We start from the raw sequence: 6413 nt of genomic DNA, 5'->3' as shown, positions 1-6413 counted from the left end.
AAACGGTGGGCGCTGCCGGGCGCGCGGCCCGCAGGCGGAGCCGCCACATGGCTGCCGCCCACGGCCGGCCTTCAGGCCGCCTGCTTCACCGCCAGCGGGTTGATGGCGGAATTCGCCATCTCGTTCAGCAGGCTGTCGGTCTCCTTCTCCTCCGCCAGCGTCGCCTCGATCAGCCCCAGCACCTCCTTGTCGCCGCGGGCCTTGGCCCAGGCCAGCAACGTGCCGTAGCGCGCCATCTCGTAGTGCTCCACCGCCTGGGCGGAGGCGATCAGCCCCGCATCCAGCACCGGGCCGGGCCCCTGCGCGCTCTCGATCAGCTCCTCGCATTCCTCGACCAGGCCGTTGATGGCCTCGCAGGTCACGCCCTGGGCGCGCTTGCCGAGCGCCTCGAAGACCTGCTGCAGGCGCTCGATCTGGCCCTGGGTCTGCTCGCGGTGCTTGAGGAAGGCGGCCTTCAGCGCCTCGTCCTGGGCGACTTTCGCCATCTTCGGCAGCGCCTTCAGGATCTGCCGTTCAGCGTAGTAGACATCCTTCAGCGTGTGCAGGAAGAGGTCGTCCAACGTCTTGATAGTGGCCATGTCTGATCTCCTGATTGACGCCGCGCCCGTGGCGGGGCGCAGCGCGATGTCGCCAGGGCCAGAACATCCGGGCGGGGGGCAAGGTTCCCGCCTTCGTGCAACCTCATCCCCCGTTCAGGGCTTGCAACGAGAGGTTCATAACAAAGGAGGCCCGCTCCATGGCCGACACATCAGGATATCGCTCGGTGCGCCCGCACAATGTCGGCCCGCACGACGTGCAGAAGGATGAGAAAACCGAGGCGACGTCGCGCCGGCAGCCGGAGAAGGCCTACAACACCGAGGTCGCGGAACAGGCCGCCATCACCGGTGCCAACCGCCCGGAGCAGCCCAAGAAGGACTGAGCCGCGCGGCCTGGTTCGTTTCCCCCGCACCGCCCGCCGCGCCCGGTAAGGGGGGCGGGCAAGGTTGCGCCGCGGCGCGCTTGTGTCCAAGCTCGCCGCAGAACAACCTGGAGGAAACGAACTTGGTGCGACACCTGCTGGGCCGCCGCGGCCTGCTGGCGGCCCCGGCCCTGCTTCTGGCCCGGCCGGGCCTTGCGCAGCCATCCTGGCCGACACGGGCGATCTCGATCGTCACCGGCTACGCCCCCGGCGGCCTGACCGACGTGACCACCCGCGCTATTGCACAGCGCATGGAGCGCGACCTGGGGCAGCCCATCGTGGTCGAGAACCGGGTCGGGGGAGCGACCTCGGTGGCTTCCACCCATGTCGCCCAGGCTGCGCCTGACGGGTACACCCTGCTGATGGGCGCATCCTCACTGGCCATCAATCCGGCCCTGCAGCCCGACCTGACGCCGCGCGAGCCGATGCGGGAGCTGCTGCCGCTCGGCCTTGCCTACCGCACCGCCTTTGTCCTGCACGTGCATCCCAGCCTGCCCGTGAAGTCGGTGCCGGAGCTGATCGCCTATGCGAAGGCCAATCCCGGCAAGCTGAATTTCGGCAGCAGCGGCACGGGCGCGGTCAACCACCTGGCGCTGGAACTGCTCCGGCAGCAGGCGGGCATCGACGTGCTGCACGTGCCCTATCGTGGCGGCGTGCCGGCGCTGACCGACCTGCGGACCAACCGGATCCAGGCGATGTTCCAGGCGGCGCTGGAGGCCCTGCCGGTGGTGCAGGAAGGCATCACCCGCGCCATCGCCGTCAGCAGCAAGGAGAGGATGCCGCTCTTCCCCGACGTGCCGCCGGTGGCCGACACCCTGCCGGGCTTCGAGGCGGTGTTCTGGCAGGGGCTGTTCGCGCCGCGCGGCCTGCCGGCACCGATCGCGCAGCGCCTGACCGAAACGCTGCGCAACGCCACGGAGGACCAGGACCTGCGCGCCCGCATGGCGGCGCAGGGTGTCGCCATCGAAACGGGGGATGGCGAGGCCATGCGCCGCATCCTGGCCGAGGACACCCGGCTGTGGGGAGAGCTGATACGGCGCGGCAACATCCGCCCGGAATAACGCCGTTCAGCCTGCCTTCCGGTGCAACCGGTGCAACCCGCCGGCCTCCCGGAGCTTCTTGACCCATCGGGCCGATCCGGCGCGGCAGGGAAAGCCTGCCGCGCGGCGGCCAAAACCCGAGCGGAACAGGGCGCAGCGCCATGGGCATTATCTGGACCATCATCATCGGCTTCCTCGCGGGCCTCGTCGCGAAGTGGATCATGCCGGGCGACAAGGAGCCGAGCGGGTTCATCCTGACCACGCTGCTGGGCATCATCGGCGCCTTCGTCGCTTCCTATCTCGGCCAGGCGGTCGGCTGGTACCGTGCGGGAGAAGGAGCGGGCTTCATCGGCGCCGTGGTGGGGGCCATCATCGTGCTGGCCATCTACGGCATGGTGGCGCGCCGCCGCGCCTGAGGCCGGAGACCATGCGGAAAGCCCGGGGAAAGCGATTTCCCCGGGCTTTTTTCATGCGGTGGCCTCAGCTGGTGTGGCCGTCGATCGCCGCCTTCATCGGGCAGTAGCCCTGCGTGCCGCGCCAGGCGAGATAGGCCCCGGCGCCGAGCGCCACAATGTTGAGCAGGAAATTGGGCCGCGGCTTGGTGCCGGCGGCCGCCAGCGCCAGCCCGCCCACGACATACATCGCCTGTTCGGCGACGCTGAGATTGCCGCGCTGCTGCGACTGCGCGGGGCTGTAATACTCGCGGGAGTGGGGGACCGGGTTCATGCGTGTTCTCCTTGCTGACCGCCAGGAGAACACCCGGACCGGCGCGGGAGTTCCACCCGCGCCGGCCGCACCCTCTCAGGCGCGCCTGATGTTCCACATGATGGCGAAGCCCGGCACGCGCCCCTGCAGGTTGCGGTTGATCGCCGTCATCGACTTGTAGGCGCCGACGGGGATGTAGGGCACCTCGTCCATCACCACGCGCTGCATCTCCTCGGCGAGGCTTTTCTGCGCCGCGAGGTCGGGCGCCAGGAACCAGCGGTCGCGCAGTTCCTCCAGCTTCGGGATGTCCGGCCAGCCCGGCCAGGCCGCCGTGCCGTTGCCGCGCAGCGGGAAATGCGCCGCCGGGTCGACGAAGTCGAAGGAGGAGAAGGCGGTGAACAGCATGCTCCAGCCGCCCTTGTCCACCGGCTCGCGCGAGGTGCGGCGCTGCACCACCGTGCCCCAGTCGCTGAAGGCGATGTCGGCGTTCATGCCGAGCCGCCGGACCAGGTCGGCGCCGACCTGCGACATGGCGGAGGGCGCCAGGATGTCGGTGGGGCCGATCAGCCGCATCAGCTGGTCGGTGTAGCCGGCCTCCTTCAGCAGCGCCTTGGCGCGGTCGATGCTGCGCGGCCCCATCAGCGGCTCCAGCCCCGCCTTGGTGGCGAGCGGCGTGCCGGGGGTGAAGACGCCCACCTCGTCGAAGAAGAGCGAGGGGTCGGGGCCCACCACCGCGCTCATGAAGTCCGACTGGCTGATGGCCGGCAGCAGCGCCTGCCGCACCTTCTTGTCGTTGAACGGCGCGTGCAGGTGGTTGACGCGCAGGATGCCGACCAGCGGCAGCGGGTCGATCGCCTCGATGGAGAGCTGGCGGCTGCGCTTCAGCAGCTCCTGGATCTCCGGCGGCGGCTGCTCGAACCAGTCGATCTCGCCCGTCTGCAAGGCGGCCGCTGCGGTGGAGGCGTCGGTGATGATGTGCCACTCGACGCGGTCGAAATGCACCTGCTTCGGCCCCGCCGTCAGGCTGGGCTGGCCCATCGGCGTCGGGCTGTAGTCGGCGTTGCGCTCATAGACCACCATGCTGCCCGAGTTGAACTCGTCCGCCTTGAAGCGAAACGGGCCGCAGCCGGTGGTGTCGCGGATCTGGGTGAAGGCGTCGGTCTTGGCCAGCCGCTCGGGGATGATGAAGGCCGGGCTGTTGCTGACCTGCGCCAGCGCCGCCTTCAGCATGGGGAAGCGCTGCTTCAGCCGGAACACCAGCCGCCGGTCGTCCTGCGCCGAGACCTCCTCGACGAAGGTGGCGAGCTTCTGGCCGATGGGGCTGCGCTTCATCCAGCGCTGCAGGCTGGCCACGGCGTCCTGCGCCCGCACCTTCTCGCCATCGTGGAAGCGCGGCCCGTCGCGCAGGGTGATGACGACGCGCCTTCCGTCCTCCTCCTCCACCATCCCCTCGGCCAGCTGCGGCTGCGGGTTGAACTGCCCGTCCATGCCGAACAGCGTGTCGTGGATCATGTAGGCGTGGTTGCGGGTGATGTTGGCCGTCGTCCAGACCGGGTCGAGGCTGGTCAGGTTGGCCTGCGGCACCAGCTTCAGCACCCGGTTGCGCGCCGGCTGCGCGATGGCGACGCGCGAGAGCGGCGGGGCGGCCACCCCGGCGGCGAGGCCGGCGGCGGCGCCCGCCAGAAGTCCGCGGCGTTGCAAGGTCATGTGCTTCCCCTCCTGTCGTTCATGCGTCCCGGGGCGCATGAGACAGGAGGGCGGCACGCTCCGCAACCCGTGAGCGGCGTTTCCGGCCTCAGCCCGGCGGATGATAGGCGGCGGCGCCGAGCAGCCCGGCATGCGGGCGCACCACCTGCCAGACGGGAATGCCGGACAGGTAGCCGTCGAAGCGCCCCTTGGCCAGGAAGGCGGCGGCCAGCGCCTCCCGGTCCAGCAGCGGGCCGAGGTTGCGGCACAGCCCGCCGGTCAGGAACACGCCGCCCTCCGTCAGCAGCGTCAGCGCCAGGTCGCCCGCCGCCGCGCCGAGCATGGCGGAGAACAGGCCGAGCGCCCGGCGGCAGATGGCGCACTCGCCGCTCGCGGCGCGGCGGCTGACGTCGGCCGGCTCGCGCAGGGGCAGGTCCTGGCCCGCCATCTCCCCCAGGGCGAGGGCGATGTGCAGCAGGCCGGGGCCGGAGAGCAGCCGCTCCACCGAGACATGCCCGCCATGGCGGAGGCGCAGCCGGCGCAGGATCTCGTCCTGCGTCTCGTCCTGCGGCGAGAAGGAGGCATGGCCGCCCTCGCTGGGCAGGATGCGGGGCGGCCGGCCCGGCTCGCGCAGCACGAAGGCGACGCCGAGGCCGGTGCCCGGCCCCAGCACCACGGCCGCGCCGCCCGTTTTCGCGTCGCCCGGCTTCGCGCTGCCCGGCTTCGTGCTACCGGGGCGCAGCTCCACTAGGTCCTGCGGGCCCAGCACCGTCACGGCGGCGGCCTGCGCCACGAAGTCGTTGATCACGGTCAGGCGCTCCAGCCCCAGCGCCTTTTTCGCCGCGGCGACGGAGAAGCGCCAGGGGCTGTTGGTGAAGGCCACGGAATCGCCCAGCACCGGCGTGGCCACGGCCAGCACCGCCTCCGTCACCGCCGCGCGCTCCGCTGCCGGAAGGGCCGCGAGATAGGCCTGCGCCGCCTCGACCAGCCCGGCATGCTCGGCCACCACCAGCTTGCGCTCCGCGCGCGGCAGGCCATCCGGCCCGTCCGGCGCGCCGCAGAGCGCGAAGCGGGCATGGGTGCCGCCGATATCGCCGACCAGTCTCAGGCTCACAGGCTGTCTCCTTCCATGGGCACGCCGGCGATGCGCCGGCGCAGCGCCGCCACCTCCGCCCGCCCGGGATGCGCCGTTCCTGCGTTGGAGACCGCCGCGGCGCCGGCCGCCACGCCCCAGGCGAAGGCATCGCGCGGCGTGCGGCCGCGGGCCAGCGCCAGGGTCATCGCCGCCAGGAAGCTGTCGCCGGCGCCGACGGCGCCGCGCACCTCCACATCGAGCGCCGGCAGGCGCAGCGTGCCCTCGGCGGTGGCCAGCATGGCGCCGTCCCGGCCCAGGGTGAGGGCCACCATCTCCACCTTGCCGCTCCGCACCAGCTCCGCCGCCGCCTGCTCCTGCGCCGCCGCCTCGGGCAGCTTGCGGCCGATGAGGGTCTCGAACTCGCCGAGGCTCGGCTTGATCAGGGTGAGGCCGCCCGCCTCCAGCGTGGCGCGCAGCGCGGCGCCGGAGGTGTCCACCACGAAGCGCAGCCCGGCCTCCCGCGCGCGGGCCGAGAGGCGGGCGTAGAAATCCTCCGGCACGCCGGGGGCGAGGCTGCCGCTGGCCACCAGCCAGCCCTCGCGCAGCGCCGCCAGCGCCTCCAGCGCCGCCTGCCACTCGGCCTCCGCCACGCGCGGCCCCTCGGCCACGAAGCGGTATTCCTGGCCCGTCGAGCGGTCCAGCACCGTCTGGCTGATGCGGGTGCGGCCGGCGATCGGCACGGTCTGGCGCGGGATGCCGCCCTCGTCGAGCAGCTCCTCCAGGAAGCGGCCGGTGACGCCGCCGGCCAGGATCACCGCCAGCGTCTCGCCGCCCAGCTCGCGCACCACCCGTGCCACGTTCACGCCGCCGCCGCCCGGGTCCTGCCGCTCGGCGAAGGTGCGGATCTTGCGGATGGGATGCACCGCCGCCGCCTCGCTCGCCAGGTCGA

At 71.8% G+C, this 6413-nt stretch carries 8 protein-coding genes; 3 read left to right on the top strand and 5 right to left on the bottom strand.

Annotated elements, in window-relative coordinates; all coding sequences use genetic code 11:
* Positions 1–71: 71 nt before the first annotated feature.
* Positions 72–578: a YciE/YciF ferroxidase family protein gene (locus ACZJYS_RS21715; protein WP_109517300.1), complete on the bottom strand. Its 507-nt coding sequence runs from the start codon at positions 576–578 to the stop codon at positions 72–74.
* Between the two features lie 158 nt (positions 579–736).
* Between ACZJYS_RS21715 and ACZJYS_RS21710 the strand changes: the two genes are divergently transcribed.
* The 3 genes from ACZJYS_RS21710 (at position 737) to ACZJYS_RS21700 (ending at position 2414) form a co-directional block, all read left to right on the top strand.
* Positions 737–919, top strand: coding sequence for a hypothetical protein (locus ACZJYS_RS21710; protein WP_493180289.1), 183 nt, complete (start codon positions 737–739; stop codon positions 917–919).
* Between the two features lie 125 nt (positions 920–1044).
* Positions 1045–2019 carry a Bug family tripartite tricarboxylate transporter substrate binding protein gene (locus tag ACZJYS_RS21705; RefSeq protein ID WP_219929736.1) on the top strand — a complete coding sequence of 325 codons (975 nt, stop codon included), beginning with the start codon at positions 1045–1047 and terminating at the stop codon, positions 2017–2019.
* Between the two features lie 140 nt (positions 2020–2159).
* Positions 2160–2414 (top strand): GlsB/YeaQ/YmgE family stress response membrane protein, encoded by a 255-nt coding sequence (locus ACZJYS_RS21700; RefSeq protein ID WP_109517302.1) that lies wholly within the window; start codon positions 2160–2162, stop codon positions 2412–2414.
* A gap of 64 nt (positions 2415–2478) precedes the next feature.
* Here ACZJYS_RS21700 and ACZJYS_RS21695 read toward each other — a convergent pair whose 3' ends face one another.
* From ACZJYS_RS21695 to ACZJYS_RS21680, 4 genes are all read right to left on the bottom strand, one after another.
* On the bottom strand, positions 2479–2724 hold the full coding sequence (locus ACZJYS_RS21695; RefSeq protein ID WP_109517303.1) for a hypothetical protein: 246 nt from the start codon (positions 2722–2724) through the stop codon (positions 2479–2481).
* 75 nt (positions 2725–2799) lie between these two features.
* The gene (locus ACZJYS_RS21690; protein WP_493180290.1) at positions 2800–4404 is read right to left on the bottom strand and encodes an ABC transporter substrate-binding protein; all 1605 of its coding nucleotides are present in this window, start codon (positions 4402–4404) and stop codon (positions 2800–2802) included.
* A 94-nt stretch (positions 4405–4498) separates the two neighbouring features.
* On the bottom strand, positions 4499–5503 hold the full coding sequence (glk, locus tag ACZJYS_RS21685; protein WP_493180288.1) for a glucokinase: 1005 nt from the start codon (positions 5501–5503) through the stop codon (positions 4499–4501).
* Positions 5500–6413 (bottom strand): 1-phosphofructokinase family hexose kinase (locus ACZJYS_RS21680; RefSeq protein ID WP_493180287.1); only part of this gene is annotated, 914 nt, incomplete at its 5' end. The genes ACZJYS_RS21680 and glk, both read right to left, overlap by 4 nt.

This window comes from Roseomonas sp. TS2 (assembly GCF_058833935.1).
The sequence above is the reverse complement of the archived record's forward strand: the minus strand, read 5'-3'. Positions and strand labels throughout refer to the sequence as shown.

What these genes read in the sequence shown, in the direction of transcription:
- ACZJYS_RS21715 (WP_109517300.1), bottom strand. Translation starts at nt 578, where the DNA reads ATGGCCACTATCAAGACGTTGGACGACCTCTTCCTGCACACGCTGAAG.
- ACZJYS_RS21710 (WP_493180289.1), top strand. Translation starts at nt 737, where the DNA reads ATGGCCGACACATCAGGATATCGCTCGGTGCGCCCGCACAATGTCGGC.
- ACZJYS_RS21700 (WP_109517302.1), top strand. Translation starts at nt 2,160, where the DNA reads ATGGGCATTATCTGGACCATCATCATCGGCTTCCTCGCGGGCCTCGTC.
- ACZJYS_RS21695 (WP_109517303.1), bottom strand. Translation starts at nt 2,724, where the DNA reads ATGAACCCGGTCCCCCACTCCCGCGAGTATTACAGCCCCGCGCAGTCG.